This is a genomic window from Methylobacterium sp. E-016, assembly GCF_022829745.1.
Classification (GTDB): Bacteria; Pseudomonadota; Alphaproteobacteria; order Rhizobiales; family Beijerinckiaceae; genus Methylobacterium.
In genome coordinates, this window is sequence record NZ_JAKSYF010000105.1 from 1 (window position 1) to 931 (window position 931).

The 931-nt window shown below is 70.2% G+C and carries 1 protein-coding gene; it reads right to left on the minus strand.

What is annotated here, in order from left to right:
- Positions 1 to 10 precede the first annotated feature (10 nt).
- Positions 11 to 829 carry an IS5 family transposase gene (locus MKK68_RS13145; RefSeq protein ID WP_244030660.1) on the minus strand — a complete coding sequence of 273 codons (819 nt, stop codon included), beginning with the start codon at positions 827 to 829 and terminating at the stop codon, positions 11 to 13.
- Between the last annotated feature and the right edge of the window lie 102 nt (positions 830 to 931).

Consider the following 931-nt stretch of genomic DNA (forward strand, 5'->3'; position numbering starts at 1 on the left):
AGACCCCGTTTCATAAGGGGTGCGCGAGCCGTCTGACGAGGATCATAGCGGCCGCCAAGACAAAGAAGGCGAGCGCCGAGGACGGGGTCGCCTCGTAGTCGCGGGCAAGCCTGCGGCATCGGGCGATCCAGCCGAAAGTCCGCTCGATGACCCAGCGGCGGGGCTGGACGGCAAAGCCCTTCTGTCCCTTGTCCGGTCGGACGATCTCGACGGTGATGGCGGTGGCGTCGCCGACGCGCTCGCCCTGATAGGCTTGATCGGCAAAGCAGTGAGCCAGGAATGGCCACAGGCGGCGCGAGGCCTGCAGCAGAGCGACCCCGCCGTGGCTGTCGTGCCGGTCGGCCGTCGAGACGGTGGCCAGGAGCAGACGGCCATCCATATCGGTGAGCGCATGGCGCTTGCGGCCGACCACGCGCCGGGCCGGGTCGTAGCCGCGCTTCCCCTTGACGCCGACGCCGCCCGAGCGCGCGGCCTGCGCATCGAGGATGGCGCCGGTCGGGCTGGCCTCGCGCCCGGCGCGCGCACGGTCGGCCATGGTGAGGGCGTGGGCAAGGCGCTCGAACACACCCGCCTTCGACAGGCGCAAGAACCAGCGGTGAATGGTGGACCAGGGCGGGAAGTCCAACGGCAGATGCCGCCACGCGCAGCCGGTGCGCAGGACGTACTGGATGCCGTCCAGGATTGCCCGCAACGGCCAGCGCCAGGGACGACCCGCGCGCGACGGCTCAGGTAGGAGCGGGGCGATCAGCGCCCACTCCGTGTCGGTCACGCTGCTTGCGTAGGGCAGGCTCTCGCGCGCAAGCTCGGCACGGGCGGCGGGTGTCCACATCGGCGTTCCAGGGTGAGCGTCAGACACTCTCCCAACGCTGACGATGCTCGCCGCTCACCCCAAGCAGCGATCCGCGGCTGCCCCTTATGAAACGGGGTCTCA

Coding starts and splice junctions, on each gene's coding strand:
- MKK68_RS13145 (WP_244030660.1), bottom strand. CDS start 829: ATGTGGACACCCGCCGCCCGTGCCGAGCTTGCGCGCGAGAGCCTGCCC.